Genomic DNA, 15,464 nt, shown 5'->3' on the forward strand with positions numbered 1-15,464 from the left:
CGATCGGGCCTCGCGGTTCTCAGCGGTGCTTTGCCCCCGGTCCGCGCGCGCGCAGCACCTGAAGCCGGTCCGATGGCCCCAGATAGCCGGGAACAATCGCCAGCGGCGAAGCCGGGGTGATGCCCAGCGCGTTCAGGGTTGGGAACCGACCGGTGGACACGTTGGGGACTTGCATCGAATCCAGGTTGTCGCGACTCATCAGCGGCTCGCCGGGTGCGCACTCCATCACCATGGCCTGCAGTCGGCCCAACAAGGCTGGCAGCCCGATGACAGGGCGCTGCACACCCGCCGAGCGCCCAGCGAGCCGGACCAGTTCACGCAAGCTGAGCACCGTGGGGCCGCAGAGTTCGTAGGTCTGATCGACCGTGCCCGCATCGAAGAGGCAGCGCGTCACCGCCTCGGCCACGTCCTCCACCCACACCGGCTGGAAGCGTGCCTCTGCACCTGCAAGCGGAACCACGGGAAAGACGCGCTGAAGCGTGGCGAACAAGTTGAGGAAACGATCGTCGGATCCGAAGATCACGCTGGGGCGCAGCACGGTGAGTTGCAGGCCGGTGCCGCCCGTCGTCTGAGCCGCATCCCTCAGCACGGCTTCCCCTTGGCTCTTGCTGCGCAGATAACGCGAAGGCGCTGAGGTGGCCGTCGCGGGGTCGGCGCCCAGCGCGCTGACGTGGATCACGCGCCGAACTTCGCTGGCCAAGCAGGCCCGCGCCAGTGCACGGGGCAACGCCACGTGCGCGCGTTCGAACGCAGCATTGCTGCCGTGCAGGATGGCCACCAGATGTACCACGGCGTCGTGGCCGGGCAGCAGACGGCGCAAGGTGGTCTCGTCGTGCACGTCCCCTTCCATCACGGTCAGGCCGGGCAGGTGTTGCACCGCGCGGGCATGTGTGGCCCGGCGCGTGAGCACCGTGACGCCGCAGCCACGCCGGACCAAGTGTTCGCACACATGGCGACCCACGAAGCCGGTACCGCCCAGTACAAGCACTCGCTTCATGGCAGTTCCTCGACGGGCTCCGGCTTGGCCACGCCCTGCGGTCCGACATACCCCAGGCGTGCCTTGAGCGACTGAGGCTGACCGCTGAGCACCGCGGCGTAGTTGACGGTATTCGGCAACACTTTCTTGACGTAGTCGCGGGTCTCCCCAAAGGGGATGTTTTCGATCCAGATCGCAGCCTCGAGCACAGGGTCACTCACCTCGCCACGCCAAATCCGGGCGCGGCTGGGGCCAGCGTTGTAAGCCGCCGCGGCCATGGGCATAGACCCATCGAAGGCTTCCAGCACGAGCTTGAGGTAGCTGGAGCCCAGGGCAATATTGGTGTCACGGTCGGTGATCTGCTTGGGCTTGTAATTGCGCAGCCCGATGCGGCGCGCCGTCCAGTGTGCAGTGGCGGGCATCACCTGCATCAAACCTGCGGCGCCCACGCTGGATTGCGCTTCGGCGATGAAGCGGCTTTCTTGTCGGATCAGTCCATAGATGAAAGCCGGCTCCAACCCGGTTTGCACGGCACGCTCCTGCACCTGCTCGCGGTAGGGCGTCGGGAAACGCTGCGCGTAATTCATGAACGCGCGCGTGCGGTCGCTGGTGTTGATGCAACGGTCCCAAACTTGGGCCTCGCAGGCCAGCGTTGCTGCCGCCAGCAACTCGCGGTCGGTCATGCCGCCAGGCGTGTGCAGGCTGATGGTGTAGTTCCATTCCCGCACGCCTTCGTCGCGCAAGCCGATGCGGATCGCCTGCAGCGCGCGCTGTAGACCAGGGTTGTCGCGCGCGGCTTGCAGTTCTTCGGCCTTGGGTTCTGTTTGCTCGGTCGGCGTCGCGATGGTTTGGCCCAATTCCTCCAACGCGAGTTGGCCGTAGAAATGGCTGGGCGAGGCAATGGATTGCAGCAGGACACGGGCGCGCTGCTCGGCATCCGGCACCTGCAGCGCAAGCAATGCGCGAGCGCGCCAGTAGACCCAGGTTGGATCGCGCAACTGCGCGGGGGTCAGGGTGTTGATGGCGTCGTTCACCTGCTGCCAGTCATTCGCCCGCAAGGCGGCGCGCACGCGCCAGAGCAGGTGGTCGCTGTGCATGCTGGCGGGATCGCCTTGGGCGTAGTACTCCAGCGCCTTGTCGGAGAGCATGCGTGCCGCGCGCTTGCCAATCACGCCCCAAATCCAACTGCGTTCTTCGTCGGTCAACTGGGCGCGCCAGCGCAGCTTGTTCAATTCCTCGGCTGCGGCGTGCGGGTCGTTGGAGGCCATGCGCACGATGGCGAGCGTGACCCACTCCCGGGTCTTGGGGCGGAAGGCCGTCAGGTTCTCGTCCAAGTAGCGCTTGGGGCCGGCATACAGCTGGTTCAAGCCCACCGCCCAGGCCGGATTGAGCAGGCTCACCGCTTGCTGGGCAATTTGGGGCTGGTCGAACTCAAAGCCCAGGCGCGCGCGCCGCCAAACCACCATCGGGTCCAGCCGTCCGTCATGCAGCAAGCCTTGGGCTGCGGCAGCGCAGCCTTCGCCAGGGGTGAACAACTGGCCCAGCCATAGCTCCGTCACTTGACGCGCGATGGGGTCAGCCACCTCGGCGGGCGTGCTGGCACCTTCACGCGCATAGGTGGCGTGCAGGGCATGGCAGCGCACCTCGGGGTCGTCATGCATGCGGAACTTGGCGTATTCGGCCTCGAAGCGGGTCCAGTCGCGTCGCTTGCCAAGGACCAGCAGCCAATCGTTGCGCAGCCGGTCTTCTTGATAGCTGCCCGCGTAACGGGTCAGGAAGGCGTCGATGTCCGCAGTCTTCGCATCTTCGAGCCGGGCGCTCAATTCCCAGTAGGCCGCCCAGATCTCCAGGGCATGGCCTCGCACCTGCGGCAACAGTTCGGCCATGCGGCGGCGATCTAGCTTCTTGTAGGCCATGGACATGTCGCCCATCAGCACGTCTTGACGCGATTTGTTCCCCGCCACCGCAGCCGTGCTGGCGGGGGAGGCCATGGCCACTGATGGCGCTTCCGTCCCTGCCTTCGAGGCGGCGGCGGGTGCCGCCGTCTGCGTGAGCGGGGCGGCCGTGACAGGCGCCAAAGTGCTTGGGCTGGGCGCCGCTGGCGCTGAGGCCGTGGGCGACGGTGTTCCAGAAACGCCGATGGGAGCGATTGCTGAGGTGCCCGTGCTCGCGGCGGAAGAAGGCGGCACCAAGAACGCTGCGGGAACGTCTGGCGCGGCCTCGCCCAGAGCTGGCGCGGCATGGCTTGAGGCCAGCAGGCTGCCGCCCAGCATCAGGCCGACGGTCGATGTCAGAATAGCTCGAAACTTCATGCCCAAATTATGACCACGACCGGGCCCCGCGATATGTCAGAAAAAACCACAGGAATAGGGTCAGAAAAGCAGGAACTGCGCAAGCGCTTGATCGCCGAGCGCCTGAACTTGCCCGACCGCATGGCTCGGGCGGCGGCCTTGCAGCAGGTCATGCGCATCTGGCTGATTGGGCGCACTGATTTGGTGATTGGGGCTTATTGGCCGATCAAGGGTGAATTCGACCCCCTGCCGGCCCTGCACCGGTGGAAGGAGGATGGCGAGCTGCTGGACCAACCCCAGCGTCGCCGCATCGGTTTGCCGGTCATCGACAAGGTGCACAAAACGCTGACTTTCCACGCTTGGTACCCCGGCTGCCCCATGGAGGAAGATGCCTACGGCATCCCCAAGCCCAAGGACACGGAAGTCATCGTTCCGACACTCTTGTTCGTGCCCTGCGTGGGCTACGGCCCCGGGGGGTATCGCCTGGGCTATGGCGGTGGGTTCTATGACCGCACGCTCGCTACTTTGCATCCCAAGCCGTATACCGTGGGCCTGGGTTATGCCACGGGTTTCGTGGACGATCTTGAACCCGAACCCCATGATATGCCTTTGGACGCCATCCTCAACGACAAGGGCGTGGTCTGGCCTGTGGGCATGGGCTGAATGCGACCGAGCCCGAGATCTGCGTGGGCCATTGCCTTTGATTCAAAGTCATGATCTACGACTCTGGATTTCCAAGGTGTTGGCTTTGGCTCCGTTCAGCGGCTGGATGAGGCTAGTGAGACCTGCTGGAATGAATGTCCCAGCAACTTCATGCAAAAGGTCTCATCATGAAATCATCCTCTTTGAAATTCGCATATTTGACGCTGCGGCTCAGCTTGGCTTTTGGGCTTGCGATGGGTCTGAGTTACGTGTGGGCGGCGGTGCCGCCCCAGACTAGCGGCAGTCCCGCCAGCGCCACTGTGAAACCCGCCAAGCCAGCGCCCGTCGTGCAGACCCAAGCTGGCCAAGAATCCGGGAAAAAGCAAACCCAGCAGGAGCGTATGAAGAGCTGCAACGCCGAGGCCAAGGCCAAGACCTTGAAGGGCGATGAACGCAAAGCCTTCATGAGTCAGTGCTTGAGCAACAAGTCGGAGGTGCAGGGGGCAAAGAAATAACCAGCGCATTGTCCGCAGGCTCCAGGCTGCGCAACGCTGCCAGGACGGCATGAAAAAACCCCCGTACAGCTCACGCTGCACGGGGGTTTTTTTGAGATTGCATCAAATCGGTGCCAGGCCCTCGCCAGCGCACCGATCAGCTGGCAACGATCAGAACACCAGGATCATGCCCACGGCGAAGCCGGTGGCGGAATCGCTGTCGCCGCCGAACCACAGGGTGTCGTCGTCGGTCTTAGCGCCGCCGATTTCGGCGTAGCCGTAGACGTTCTTCAGGACTTCCTTGTTCACGAACAGTTCGTAGGCCGTGGTCTTGACGTCATCGCCGCTCGAACCGTCAGTACCGATGGAGTACTGGGCACCCACGCTCCAGCCAGCAACCGTGGTCACGACGCCGGTGTTGATGCTGGACCGGGTGTCAACCTTGTGATAGTCGGCCTTCAGCTTGAAAGAGCCAAAGTCGTACTGAGCACCAAAGCCCATGTAGGGGGCGGTTTCGTCGAAGTCGCCGGTCGACTTGTCGTCGTCCTTGGCTTCTTGGCCTTGGAAGGCAGCGACCAAGGTCAGGGGGCCCGTCACATAGGTCGCGCCAGCCGACAGGACGTCCGACTTGTCTTTGCCGGTATCCGTAGATGCATCGTAGTCGGTCTCAGCGCTGTTCATCGTGTAGCCAGCTTGGAAGGTCAGACCGCCCATGGCCGGGGAGATGTACTGCAGCGAGTTGCTTTGGCGAGACAGTTGCAGCCACTCAGAGCCAGCGAAGTAAGCAGCGGACACACCGTTGGATGCGCCGTTGTAGTCCAGACCAATGAAGGTCTGGAAAGGCACGGAGTCTTGGCGGCCGAAGCGAACTTCACCAAAACCACCCGACAGGCCGCCCCAAGCCTGGCGCGCGAAGAGTTGCAGGTTGTCGCTGGAATTGGTCTTGCCGTTGGTCGTGCCAGAGCCGTCGATACCAGCTTGGTAGTTGAAGTTGGCCTTATAGCCACTGCCGACGTCGACGCTGCCCTTGATGCCGAAGCGGGAGGTGGAGTTGCCTTCGCTGGCGCCACCGTCAGCGCCCGAGTGCAGTGCAACGTCGTTGTCGGTGGCGTCACCCAGAACGCTCTTGCCTGCACTGATGTCGAACAGACCGTAGGCGGTCACTTGGGCTTGGGCCACACCGGCAGCGCCCAAGAGGGCGGCTGCGGCTGCGGCGGAAATCAGAGCTTTTTTCATGTGAAAAGTCCTTGATGGGTTGAGTAAAGTCTTCGAAAGACCGTTGGGAATTATGACAGCCTAGTCACGGCCGTCTGAGTGATTTGGTACGCAAGAAGCATGCCTTTGATCTGCATCAGTTGCGCCTGAGCAACAGGGAGTTGCACGAGGTAGCGCCAGTCAGATGCTGGGTGTTGATGCTGTTACATCCCGTGCATTGCACAGGTGCCCTTTGGCTCGCAGGCCCACCAAAGATAGCGCTCCAAAGCGCTCAGATTTCCACCTTGCTGCCCAGCTCCACCACGGCGTTGTTGGGCAGGTTGAGGAAGTCGGCGGCTGCGCTGGCGTTGTGGTGCATCTGCGCGAAGAGCTTTTCACGCCAGTCGGCCATGCCACCCCCAAAGGTGGGTACCACCACGTCGCGCGAGAGGAAGTAACTGGTGTTCATCGAATCCATCAGGCACCCACGGTTGCGCACAGGTTCCAGCGCGGCGGGCAGGTCTGGGTCATTCTTGAAGCCATAGTTGACGATCACCTGCCAACAGTCGTGGCCCAGTGGAGTGATCTCGATGCGCTTGTCCAAGCCGATCCATGGCGTTTCATGGTTGCGCACGGTGACAAACAAATTGTTTTCGTGCAGCACCTTGTTGTGTTTGAGGTTGTGCAGCAGCGCGTTGGGCACCGTGCCTGCCTCGGAGGTCAGGAAGACCGCCGTGCCCTCGACCCGCGCGGGCGGGCTGATGAACACCGCATCCAGGAAACTGCGCAGGTCGATGGCATCGGCGCGTTGCTTGTCCGCGAGCAGGTTGCGTCCCTCCTTCCAAGTGAGCATCAAGGTGAAGATGGCGCCACCAATGAGCAGAGGGAACCAGCCACCATCCGCCAGCTTGAGCATGTTGGAGCTGAAGAAGGCCAGGTCAATCAAGAAGAAGCAACCCGTGGCGGAGATGCACAACCACAGGGGGTAGCGCCAACCGTAGCGAATGACGAAGAAAGTCAGGATCGTGGTGATCAGCATGTCGAGCGTGACGGCAATGCCATAGGCTGACGCCAGATTGCTGGACGACTTGAACAGCATCACCGCCAGCGCGATGGCGATGAACAGGCCCCAGTTGATGAAGGGCATGTAGATCTGCCCCGTCTCTTTCACGCTGGTGTGACGGATCTGGAGGCGAGGCAAGTAGCCTAGCTGGATGACTTGTTTCGTGACACTGAATGCGCCAGAGATCAAGGCTTGTGATGCAATCACCGTGGCCATGGTGGCCAAGGCCACGAGGGGCAGCAGTGCCCAATCGGGTGCCATCAGGTAGAAAGGATTCTTGACTGCTTCCGGGCGTTGCAGCAGCAGTGCGCCTTGACCAAAGTAGTTGAGCGTGAGCGCCGGCATCACGATGGCGAACCAGGCCAGGCGGATGGGGCGCTTGCCAAAGTGACCCATGTCCGCGTACAGCGCTTCGGCGCCAGTCACGCAGAGCACCACCGCCCCCAGGATGATGAATGATGTGCCTGGGTTGTCACCGATGAAGCGCAGTGCGTGGTGCGGGCTGAGCGCGGCCAGGATGGCCGGGTTGTCGGCAATGTGCACGATTCCCAGCGCCGCGATGGTGACGAACCACAGCAAGGTGATGGGGCCGAAAAAGCGGCCGATGCCCCCGGTTCCGTACTTCTGCACGAAAAACAGGCAGAAGAGAATGATCAAGGTCAGCGGAATCACCAAGCGCTTGAAAGCCGGCGAGGCCACTTCCAAGCCCTCGATGGCCGACAGCACCGAGATGGCTGGCGTGATAACGCCGTCACCGTAGAACAGGCAAGCGCCGAAGACACCCACCATCAGCAACACGCGGCGCAGCGCCGGCTTGTCCTTCACGGACTGGGAGGCCAGCGCGAGCATGGCGACGAGGCCGCCCTCGCCTTTGTTGTCGGCGCGCAGTACGAGCACCACGTATTTCAGGGAAACGATGAGCGTCAATGTCCAGAAGAAAATGGACAGGATGCCGTACACGTTCTCTGGCGTGAACACCACGTGGCCGGAGCCGAACACTTCCTTGACGGCATACAGCACGCTGGTGCCGATGTCGCCATAGACGATGCCGATGGCCCCGAGAGTCAGGGCGGCGAGAGAGGATTTGGTGGCGCTCATGGGGGATGGCGCTGGGCCGTTGCGTGGAGGGGCGGGCTGCGGGCCCGGTCAGGCGTACACCTCGGCCTCGGGGTCGGTGGCTTCCAGCTCGTAGCTCGACGCCAGCAGTCCCAAGCGGGCGACCACGCCGTACATGTAGAAGCGGTTAGGCACCGACGCGCCCGGCTTCGCGCCGGGCTGAGGCAATTGCGTGCTCTGGTCGAATGCAAGGGGCACATAGCTGGCGCCGGGGGCGTTCAGGTTTTCATCCTCACCGCGCTCGGCATGGATGCGATAGAAGCCTCCAACCACGTAGCGATCCATCATGTAGACGACGGGTTCTGCCACGGCGTCGTGCATGCGCTCGTGCGTGAGCACGCCCTCTTGGATGATCACGCTCGGGATGTCCTTCTGCGCGCGAAGTTTGGCGCGGGCGCGCTCGTTCAAGACCTGCAGGTCCTTGGTGTCGCGCACGGTCATGATGCCCTTGCCGTCCGTGCCGTTGTCGGCCTTCACGACGACAAAAGGCTTTTCCTTGATGCCGTATTCCTTGTACTTGCGGCGGATGCGCGTGAGCAAGGTATCGACGTTGCTGCTCAGGCATTCCAGCCCGGAGTCCGTGTTGGAGTCCGAGAACGCCACGCCTTCGCATTGCTCGTGCATGGGGGTAATGAGCCAGGGGTCGATGCCCAACATCTTGCCCAGGCGCTTGGCGACTTCTTCGTAGCTTTTGAAGTGACGGCTCTTGCGCCGCAGGCTCCAGCCCGCGTGCAAGGGTGGCAACAAGTATTGCTCGTGGATGTCTTCGAGGATGCCCGGAATGCCGGCGGTCAAGTCGTTGTTGAGCAAAATCGTGCAGGGGTCGAAGTCCTTCAGCCCCAGGCGGGTCTTGCTACGCACCACGGGCTCCAGCGTGATGGACTCACCGCCAGGCAGCGCGATGGTGGTGTTTTTCTTGATCGAGGGGTTGATGGAGCCGATGCGCACGTTCAGCCCCGTCATGTGGAAGATCCGCTGTAACTGAGCGATGTTGCTCAGATAAAAAGTGTTGCGACCGGCGTTGGCGGGATCGATGTTTTCCGGAATCAGCAACAGGTTGCGCGCCTCCGGACATATCTTCTCAACTGCGGCCATGGCGGCTTGCACAGCCAGCGGCAACATCTCGGGTGTCAAATGGTCCCAACCGCCGGGGAACAAGTTGGTGTCCACCGGGGCGAGCTTGAAGCCCGCGTTGCGGATGTCGACGGAACAGTAGAAGGGCGGCGTGTGCTCCATCCACTCCAGACGGAACCACCGTTCGATGGCTGGCATCGAGTCCAGCACGCGTTGTTCGAGTTCGTTGATCGGCCCCGTGAGGGCGGTGATGAGATGCGGAACCATGCAAACCCTTTTCGTGTTGAGGAGCGCAGGACGAGCACATCTTGCAGATGCGCGGTCCGCCAGGGCCTTACGTCCTGACTTCCCCTTGCCCCAGCACCACCCATTTGAGCGAAGTCAGCCCAGCGATGCCCACCGGACCGCGGGCATGGAACTTGTCCGTGCTGATGCCGATCTCCGCGCCCAGCCCGTACTCGAAGCCATCGGCGAAGCGTGTGCTGGCGTTGACCATCACGCTGGCCGAGTCGACCTCCCGCAAGAAGCGCTGGGCATGGACATGGTCGGTGGTCAAGATGGCATCCGTGTGATGGCTGCCGTAGTGATTGATGTGCGCGATGGCTTCGTCCAGGCCGCCCACCACCTTGACGCTGATGATGGGCGCCAAGTATTCGGTGTACCAGTCTTGCTCGGTGGCGGCGGCCAACCTGGCGTTGGGCACTGAGGCCAGGATGGACTGGGCCTCAGCATCACAGCGCATTTCAACGCCCTTGGCGGCATAGACGGCGCCGATCCTGGGCAGAAACTCCCGCGCGATGTCGCGAGCTACCAAGAGGCCTTCGCTGGCGTTGCAGGGACTGTATTTCTGGGTCTTCGCGTTATCGGCCACCGCAACGGCCATGTCGATGTCACACGGTGCGTCCACGTAGGTGTGGCAATTGCCGTCCAGGTGCTTGATCACCGGCACCTTGGCCTCGCGGCTCACGCGTTCGATCAGGCTGCGTCCGCCGCGCGGGATGATGACATCGACGTAGTCCGGCATGGCGATGAGCCGGCCCACGGCTTCTCGGTCGGTGGTGGGCACGAGCTGCACCGCGTGCGCCGGGAGGCCGGCCTCGGTCAGGGCTGCGTGCACCAGGCGTGCCAGCGCCTTGTTCGACTCGATGGCTTCTGAGCCGCCGCGCAAGATGCAGGCATTGCCGCTCTTGATGGAGAGGCTCGCTGCCTCGATCGTCACGTTCGGGCGACTCTCGTAAATCATGCCGAACACACCCAGCGGCACCCGCATCTGGCCCACGCGGATGCCCGAAGGCTGCTGCGTGAGACCGGAAATCTCACCGATGATGTCGGGCATGGCAGCGAGCTGTTCACAACCCAGCGCGACCGTTTCGATGATCTTGGGCGTGAGCTTGAGCCGGTCCACCATGGGTTCGCTCAAACCTGACGCCTGAGCGCGTTCCAGATCCAGTGCGTTGCTGGTTTGCAGATCAATGGTGTGTTCGCGCAGTCGACGCGCCAAGGCGCGCAGCGCGGCATTCTTGCTGGCCGAGTGGGCCTTGGCCATCAGCGCCGAGGCCGACCGGGCTTGAATACCCAAGGTCTGCATCAACTCGGTCAGGTTCGGCGAGGCGGCTTCAGCCCCGGACGCCGAGGGGGCGAGCAAAGGGGCTTTCTCTGGCGCATTCATGCCTGCATTTTACGCCGGAGGGCTATTGCACTGCTTGGCACACTTCCATGGCGAGCCGGTGCAGCGCTTGCCAGCCGTTCGTGGGCCATCCCGGGACTTTGAGGCCTTTGACGATGCCATCCACCTGATGCGCTGCGTGAAGCAAATCATTGAGTTGTGTCTCCGATAGCCTTGGCAGGGCCCGTTCATAGAGCTTTTCCTTGGCACCCCAGACGCGCTGCTCGCGCAATGCCATGGGCAGGGGACGCCCCTGGCCGAGTGCATCCTTGACGCGCTTGAGGCCGCGGATGTCTTCGGCGAGTGCGTAATGAGCCAGTACCTCGGCTTCGCCCTCGGCCTGTAGCCCATCCAGCATTTTCTGGGCACGGGCGCTTTGTCCTGCTAACACCGCTTCGGCCAGCTTGAACACGTCGTAACGCGCGACGTTGAGCACGGCGGATTCGATCTGTTCGAAGCTCAGCGTGCCGGCCGGGTAAAGCAGCGCCAGCTTGCTGATTTCCTGGTGCGCCGCCAGCAGGTTGCCTTCAACCCGGTCAGCGAAGAACTGCAGGCTGCGTTGGCCCGCTTCGCCCTCTTCAACCCGCTGTCCTTGTGCCGCCAGTCGCTGGGCGATCCAGGCGGGCAGGGCGCGACGCTCGACGGGGTCTACTTGGACGGTGACGCCAAAGCTCTCCAAGGCGCCAAACCAGGCCCCTTTTTTGGTCTGCATGTCCAGGCGAGGCAATAGCACCAGCGTGAGGATGCTGTCATTGCCTTGCGCCGCTTCGGCGATCTGCTGCAGGGCCGCGCTGCCTTCCTTGCCTGGTTTGCCGCTGGGCACCCGGATTTCCACGATCTGCCGCTGCGCGAACAGGCTGAGGCTTCCCCCTGCTGCCAACACCTCGCTCCAGTCGAAGTGCGCGCCCGCCACCGTGTGCACGCTGCGCTCGCTGAAGCCCTCGGCCCTTGCGGCGGCCCGAATGCTGTCTGCCGCCTCTTGCTGCAGGAGGGCTTCATCTCCGTGCACCGTGTAGAGGCTTTTGAGACCCTTGCGCAGATGGGCCGTAAGTTGACCCGCGGCGATTTGCATCGTCAGAAGTTCTTGATCAAACCCAGGCCCACGAAGTTGTAGGCGGCGTTGACGGGCGTGATGTCGCCGTTGGAGAAGTGTCGCCAATAAAGTTCCAGCGCGACATCATTGTCGAAACGGTAACCCAGGAACAGCTTTTCCCCAAAGGTGAAGGCGGAATCCACGCGCCCGTCGGTGCTGCGCTCCTTGATGTAGATGCCCAATCCCAACCCAGCGTAAAAATGCTCGAAGTTCGGGATGAAGAGAAACTCCTGCGCCAAGCCAAAGACCAATTGGTCCTTGCCCAAGCCCATGATCTGCGAGAGGTGCACCGAAGACCTCGCGGGCAAGCGGAAAAAAGTCGAGGGCTGCGCGTATTGCACCTCGACAAGACCCATGTCTTCCTCAACTTTGAGGGTGCTACCCATCCGAGACACGGCCCCGGTTCCCGTGGAGCCTGCGGTGTACAGCGCGAACTGATTGAGCTTGTCACCGAACATGGGGTTGTCTGTCTGAGCCTTGACCACGACGGGGCCGAGCAGGCAGGAGACTATCGCCAGGGAGGCAAGCCAGCGGTGCGACGTTCTGGTCAATTTCGGACTCCGTTGTCTGGTGACAGTGTCATTCGTCGGATGGTTTTTCCAGAGCTTTGGCATCCAGGGCTGCGAGACGGCGAACGATCTGCTGCACCAAGTCAACCTGCATGCTCCGATACAGCGCTGCCTCCTCAGCCTCCTTGGCCAGTGCCAGGGTTTCGTCGTAGCTCATGGTGCGCTGCTGGGTCAGCGTCGTTTCGGGGATGACAACCCGACCTTGGGGCACGCGCAGGCGAAACTTGATGGTCAGGGCCAATTGGAATTCACGCGCTTGGCCCGTGGCGTTGACGCCGATGACGGTTTTCTTGCGCTGCTCGCCATACACGTCCAACACCACCTGCGCATCCGTGGGTTGAGCGGGTTGTGTCAGATACACCAGCTTTCCGCTGGCAGGCAGTTGACGCTGCAGTTCCGCGCCCATGGGCGAGTAGCGCGGCGTGCTGCTGTAGAGCGTATGGAAAGGGTAGTCGACGGGTGCGCGCAGGCCGAAGCCGCAGGCGCTGAGGAGCAGGGTCAGCGCGAGCCCCCCAGCAACCCCCCCAAGTCTGCGCAGCCGAGAGTGGCGTGAGCGTGAGTACATCATCAGACCACGATGTTGACCAGGCGGCCCGGCACGACGATGACTTTTTTCGCCGGTTTGCCTTCCGCGAACTTGGTGAAGTCGGGCGACGCCAGTGCTGCCGCTTCGATGGCGTCCTTGCTGGCGTCCGCGGCCACGCGCAGCGCGCCGCGCAGCTTGCCGTTGACCTGCAGCATCAGTTCGACCTCGTCCTGGCGCAGTGCGTTGTCATCCACCTTGGGCCAGGCCGTGTCCAGTAAACCACCGAACTGGCTGGCATACCCCAGCTCTTCCCACAGCACGTGAGTGATGTGGGGTGTGGCGGGGTAGAGGCAGCGCAGCAGGATGCCAAAACTTTCGATCATCGCCACTTCTGCCCCCGCGCTCCCGTGGCCCTTGAAGCTTTCCAGGGCATTGAGCATCTTCATCACGCCCGAGACCACGGTGTTGTACTGCATGCGTTGGTAGTCGTAATCCACCTGCTTGAGCGCACTGTGCACCTCGAAGCGCAAGGCCTTGGCTTGCGCGCTGAATTCGACGTCGCCGAGGGATCGCTTGCCAGCCACGCTGGCCTCGGCCGCGCTCTTGTCCATGGCAGCGAGCTTGGTGCCAAAGGCCCAGACACGCTTGAGGAAGCGGTGACTGCCTTCGACGGCTGTGTCGTTCCACTCCAGCGTGGCCTCGGGCGGCGCGGCGAACATGGTGTAGAGGCGGGCCGTGTCGGCGCCGTACTTCTCAATCAAGTCCTGCGGGTCCACGCCGTTGTTCTTGGACTTGGACATGGTACCCACGCCCTCGTAGTCGATGGGCGTGCCTGCGGGCAGCGTGCCGACCGCGTTCTTGAGCTTGGCGCCGATGACCTTGCCAGTCGCGTCCAGCACATGCTCCACGTCATGGGGCCAGAAATACTCCTTGCCGCCCTTCTCGGTGCGGCGCGAGTAGATGTGGTTGAGCACCATGCCTTGCGTGAGCAGGTGGGTGAAGGGTTCGTCGATTTTGACCAATCCGAGGTCACGCATCACCTTGGTCCAGAAGCGCGCGTACAGCAAGTGCAGGATGGCGTGTTCGATGCCACCGATGTACTGGTTCATCGGCATCCAGTAGTCCGCGCCACCTGCGACCATCTGGTCTGCATTCGCTGGATCACAGTAGCGCATGAAGTACCAGGAGCTGTCCACGAAGGTGTCCATGGTGTCCGTCTCGCGACGGGCGGGCTTGCCGCAGACCGGGCACACCACGCCAGCGTGGAAGCCTTCGTGCTTGTGCAGCGGATTGCCGGAGCCATCGGGCACACAGTCTTGCGGCAAGACTACGGGAAGGTCGCGCTCGGGCACGGGCACGGCGCCGTGCTCGGCGCAATGGATGATGGGGATGGGCGTGCCCCAGTAGCGCTGGCGGCTGATGCCCCAGTCCCGCAGGCGCCAGGTGGTTTTTTTCTCGCCCAGGCCCTTGGCTCCGAGCAGTTCGGCCACTTTGTCGACGGCAGCCTTGTGACCCAGGCCGTCCAGAACGCCGCTGTGGACACAGACGCCCTTTTGCTTGTCGCCATACCATTCGGCCCAGGCCGCGGCGGAGAAGTTTTCGCCTGCGACCGTGACCACCTGTTTGATCGGGATGCCGTACTTCTTGGCGAACGCAAAGTCACGCTCATCGTGCGCGGGCACGCCCATGACGGCCCCATCGCCGTAGCTCATCAGCACATAGTTGCCGACCCAGACTTCCACCTTCTCGCCGGTGAGCGGGTGCGTGACGAAGAGCCCCGTGGGCAGCCCTTCTTTTTCTTTGAGCGCCAGCTCGGCTTCGGTGGTGCCACCCTTCTTGCAGTCCTCGATGAAGGCGGCGAGCTTGGCATTGCTTTGAGCGGCGTGCAGGGCCAAGGGGTGCTCGGGCGCGACGGCGCAGAAGGTCACGCCCATGACGGTGTCAGCGCGCGTGGTGAAGACGTAGAGCTTGCCGTCTTGGATGAGTTGGCCGTCGGCGCCTTTGATGTCATGCGGGAAGGCGAAGCGCAGGCCTTCGCTCTTGCCGATCCAGTTTTCTTGCATCAGCCGCACTTTGTCGGGCCAGCCGGTCAGCGTGGCCTTGGGGTTGCCTAGCTGTACATGGTCCAGCAACTCTTCCGCGTAGTCGGTGATCTTCAGGTAGTAGCCCGGGATCTCGCGCTTCTCCACCAGCGCGCCGGTGCGCCAGCCCCGTCCGTCAATGACCTGCTCATTGGCCAGCACTGTCTGATCCACCGGGTCCCAATTGACCACTTGGGTCTTGCGGTAGGCGATGCCTTTTTCAAGCATCTTGAGGAAGAGCCATTGGTTCCACTTGTAGTACGTGGGGTCGCAGGTGGCGACTTCACGGCTCCAGTCGATGGCCAGGCCCATGGCCTGCATCTGCCCTTTCATGTAGGCGATGTTCTCGTAGGTCCACTTCGCGGGCGGCACGCCGTTCTTGAGCGCGGCGTTCTCGGCCGGCAGGCCGAAGGCATCCCAACCCATGGGCATGAGCACGTTGTGGCCCTTCATGCGCAGGCTGCGCGCCAGCATGTCATTGATGGTGTAGTTGCGCACGTGGCCCATGTGCAACTTGCCGCTGGGGTAGGGCAACATGGAGCAAGCGTAGAACTTCGGCTTGGGCTGGCCCTGCGCATCCAGGGCGTTCTCCGTCACGCGGTAGGCGTCCTGCGCGATCCAATCGGTGCGCGCGTCGTGTTCGACTTCGAGAGGCGAGTATTTTTCTTGCATGGTGCGG

At 62.6% G+C, this 15,464-nt stretch carries 12 protein-coding genes; 2 read left to right on the plus strand and 10 right to left on the minus strand.

The window, feature by feature from the left end; genetic code table 11:
* Positions 1-19 precede the first annotated feature (19 nt).
* Both ACLBKS_RS00850 and ACLBKS_RS00855 read right to left on the minus strand, forming a co-directional pair.
* Positions 20-997 (minus strand): complex I NDUFA9 subunit family protein, encoded by a 978-nt coding sequence (locus ACLBKS_RS00850; RefSeq protein ID WP_410190907.1) that lies wholly within the window; start codon positions 995-997, stop codon positions 20-22.
* On the minus strand, positions 994-2,967 hold the full coding sequence (locus ACLBKS_RS00855; RefSeq protein ID WP_410191426.1) for a transglycosylase SLT domain-containing protein: 1,974 nt from the start codon (positions 2,965-2,967) through the stop codon (positions 994-996). Before ACLBKS_RS00855 ends, ACLBKS_RS00850 begins: the two co-directional genes overlap by 4 nt.
* A 354-nt stretch (positions 2,968-3,321) precedes the next feature.
* Here ACLBKS_RS00855 and ACLBKS_RS00860 point away from each other — a divergent pair, with 354 nt between their 5' ends.
* Together ACLBKS_RS00860 and ACLBKS_RS00865 are read left to right on the plus strand one after the other, a co-directional pair.
* Entirely contained in the window at positions 3,322-3,930 is a 609-nt protein-coding gene (locus ACLBKS_RS00860) for a 5-formyltetrahydrofolate cyclo-ligase (protein ID WP_410190908.1), read from the plus strand.
* A gap of 134 nt (positions 3,931-4,064) precedes the next feature.
* The gene (locus ACLBKS_RS00865) at positions 4,065-4,424 is read left to right on the plus strand and encodes a PsiF family protein (RefSeq protein WP_410190909.1); all 360 of its coding nucleotides are present in this window, start codon (positions 4,065-4,067) and stop codon (positions 4,422-4,424) included.
* Between the two features lie 150 nt (positions 4,425-4,574).
* Here ACLBKS_RS00865 and ACLBKS_RS00870 read toward each other — a convergent pair whose 3' ends face one another.
* From ACLBKS_RS00870 to leuS, 8 genes are all read right to left on the minus strand, one after another.
* Positions 4,575-5,639 carry a porin gene (locus ACLBKS_RS00870; RefSeq protein WP_410190910.1) on the minus strand — a complete coding sequence of 355 codons (1,065 nt, stop codon included), beginning with the start codon at positions 5,637-5,639 and terminating at the stop codon, positions 4,575-4,577.
* Between the two features lie 250 nt (positions 5,640-5,889).
* Positions 5,890-7,758 carry a potassium transporter Kup gene (locus ACLBKS_RS00875; protein WP_410190911.1) on the minus strand — a complete coding sequence of 623 codons (1,869 nt, stop codon included), beginning with the start codon at positions 7,756-7,758 and terminating at the stop codon, positions 5,890-5,892.
* A 48-nt stretch (positions 7,759-7,806) separates the two neighbouring features.
* Positions 7,807-9,117 carry a glutamate--cysteine ligase gene (gene gshA, locus ACLBKS_RS00880; protein WP_410190912.1) on the minus strand — a complete coding sequence of 437 codons (1,311 nt, stop codon included), beginning with the start codon at positions 9,115-9,117 and terminating at the stop codon, positions 7,807-7,809.
* Positions 9,118-9,184: 67 nt separating this feature from the next.
* Positions 9,185-10,438 (minus strand): glutamate-5-semialdehyde dehydrogenase, encoded by a 1,254-nt coding sequence (locus ACLBKS_RS00885; protein WP_410191427.1) that lies wholly within the window; start codon positions 10,436-10,438, stop codon positions 9,185-9,187.
* A gap of 103 nt (positions 10,439-10,541) precedes the next feature.
* A complete protein-coding gene (holA, locus tag ACLBKS_RS00890) occupies positions 10,542-11,588 on the minus strand; it encodes a DNA polymerase III subunit delta (protein WP_410190913.1) in 1,047 nt (348 codons plus the stop codon).
* 2 nt (positions 11,589-11,590) lie between these two features.
* On the minus strand, positions 11,591-12,160 hold the full coding sequence (locus ACLBKS_RS00895) for an acyloxyacyl hydrolase (RefSeq protein ID WP_410190914.1): 570 nt from the start codon (positions 12,158-12,160) through the stop codon (positions 11,591-11,593).
* A gap of 28 nt (positions 12,161-12,188) precedes the next feature.
* Positions 12,189-12,743, minus strand: coding sequence for an LPS assembly lipoprotein LptE (gene lptE, locus ACLBKS_RS00900; protein WP_410190915.1), 555 nt, complete (start codon positions 12,741-12,743; stop codon positions 12,189-12,191).
* A 2-nt stretch (positions 12,744-12,745) separates the two neighbouring features.
* Positions 12,746-15,457, minus strand: coding sequence for a leucine--tRNA ligase (gene leuS / locus ACLBKS_RS00905; protein WP_410190916.1), 2,712 nt, complete (start codon positions 15,455-15,457; stop codon positions 12,746-12,748).
* Positions 15,458-15,464: the final 7 nt, after the last annotated feature.

It is taken from the genome of Hylemonella sp. W303a (genome assembly GCF_046452315.1).
Classification (GTDB): Bacteria; Pseudomonadota; Gammaproteobacteria; order Burkholderiales; family Burkholderiaceae_C; genus Hylemonella.

Excerpts from the sequence above, each read along its gene's own strand:
- ACLBKS_RS00860 (WP_410190908.1), top strand. The coding sequence starts at position 3,322 with ATGTCAGAAAAAACCACAGGAATAGGGTCAGAAAAGCAGGAACTGCGC.
- ACLBKS_RS00865 (WP_410190909.1), top strand. The coding sequence starts at position 4,065 with ATGTCCCAGCAACTTCATGCAAAAGGTCTCATCATGAAATCATCCTCT.
- ACLBKS_RS00875 (WP_410190911.1), bottom strand. The coding sequence starts at position 7,758 with ATGAGCGCCACCAAATCCTCTCTCGCCGCCCTGACTCTCGGGGCCATC.
- lptE (WP_410190915.1), bottom strand. The coding sequence starts at position 12,743 with ATGTACTCACGCTCACGCCACTCTCGGCTGCGCAGACTTGGGGGGGTT.
- ACLBKS_RS00870 (WP_410190910.1), bottom strand. The coding sequence starts at position 5,639 with ATGAAAAAAGCTCTGATTTCCGCCGCAGCCGCAGCCGCCCTCTTGGGC.
- ACLBKS_RS00855 (WP_410191426.1), bottom strand. The coding sequence starts at position 2,967 with ATGGCCTCCCCCGCCAGCACGGCTGCGGTGGCGGGGAACAAATCGCGT.
- ACLBKS_RS00885 (WP_410191427.1), bottom strand. The coding sequence starts at position 10,438 with ATGCAGACCTTGGGTATTCAAGCCCGGTCGGCCTCGGCGCTGATGGCC.
- ACLBKS_RS00850 (WP_410190907.1), bottom strand. The coding sequence starts at position 997 with ATGAAGCGAGTGCTTGTACTGGGCGGTACCGGCTTCGTGGGTCGCCAT.
- leuS (WP_410190916.1), bottom strand. The coding sequence starts at position 15,457 with ATGCAAGAAAAATACTCGCCTCTCGAAGTCGAACACGACGCGCGCACC.
- holA (WP_410190913.1), bottom strand. The coding sequence starts at position 11,588 with ATGCAAATCGCCGCGGGTCAACTTACGGCCCATCTGCGCAAGGGTCTC.
- gshA (WP_410190912.1), bottom strand. The coding sequence starts at position 9,117 with ATGGTTCCGCATCTCATCACCGCCCTCACGGGGCCGATCAACGAACTC.